Genomic DNA, 1,165 nt, shown 5'->3' with positions numbered 1-1,165 from the left:
GGGGGCCATTTTGGAAACGCAGGATCAGCTGCGCCAAGTACTCAACAACGGTGTGGATCCCAAGGATGTGACTGCGGCCATCTTGCCTTCTGGCGGCGACAAGAAGCATTATCCGATTGCCTTCAATGCTCTGCCGCAAATTGATGTTTTTACGGACAATGACTATACATACGAAGAGATGAAAATGACCAAAGAAACCAAGAAGATTCTGGAAGATGACTCTGTCAAGGTTTCTGCGACTTGCGTCCGCATCCCAGTTCTGTCAGCTCACTCTGAGTCTGTTTATATCGAAACCAAGGAAAACGCACCGATTGAGGAGGTCAAAGCAGCTATTGCAGCCTTTCCGGGCGCTGTTTTAGAAGACGATACTGCCCATCAAGTCTATCCGCAGGCCGTCAATGCCGTCGGCAGAAAAGAAACTTTTGTCGGCCGGATACGCAAGGATCTGAATGTTGAAAACGGCATTCATATGTGGATCGTGTCTGACAATCTGCTCAAAGGAGCTGCCTGGAATTCTGTCCAAATCGCAGAAACTCTTCATGAGCGCGGTTTGGTCCGTCCGGCAGAAGAACTTGTTTACGAGCTGAAATAACAGTCTAACTACTGTTCACGATAACTTAGGGGAGAAAGAGTAGATTTTTCGCCCCTCTTTTCATACAAAGAAAGGTGCGCCTATGGCCTATAACGACTTGAAAAACTGTAAAATCATCACGGCTTTCATTACTCCATTTCATGAAGATGGTTCGATTAATTTTGAAGCTATCCCGGATTTGATTGAGCATCTTTTGGCTCACCATACGGATGGCATCTTGCTGGCCGGTACGACAGCAGAGAGTCCGACTCTGACTCACGATGAAGAGCTGGAATTATTTGCGGCTGTTCAAAAAGTTGTCAATGGCCGGGTTCCCTTGATTGCTGGAGTCGGTACCAATGAAACGCGCGACTCAATTGAATTTGTCAAAGAAGTTGATGAATTCGGCGGTTTTGCGGCCGGTCTGGCCATCGTTCCTTACTACAACAAACCTTCTCAGGAAGGAATGTACCAGCACTTTAAAGCGATTGCGGATGCTTCCAACCTGCCCATCATTATCTACAATATCCCAGGGCGGGTTGTGGTCGAGATGACGCCTGAAACCATGCTGCGGCTGGCGGAGCATCCTAATAT

2 protein-coding genes are annotated in these 1,165 nt (G+C 47.6%); both read left to right on the top strand.

Translation table 11 applies throughout. From position 1 onward, the window contains the following. Positions 1 to 592: aspartate-semialdehyde dehydrogenase (locus STRDD11_RS13090; RefSeq protein WP_128837666.1), on the top strand; the 592-nt coding region annotated here is incomplete at its 5' end. 82 nt (positions 593 to 674) lie between these two features. Next, a partial coding sequence (locus STRDD11_RS13085; protein ID WP_164828509.1) for a dihydrodipicolinate synthase family protein occupies positions 675 to 1,165 on the top strand: 491 nt, incomplete at its 3' end.

This window comes from Streptococcus sp. DD11, from assembly GCF_001578865.1.
In the GTDB taxonomy this organism is placed as follows: domain Bacteria; phylum Bacillota; class Bacilli; order Lactobacillales; family Streptococcaceae; genus Streptococcus; species Streptococcus panodentis.
The sequence above is the reverse complement of the archived record's forward strand: the minus strand, read 5'-3'. Positions and strand labels throughout refer to the sequence as shown.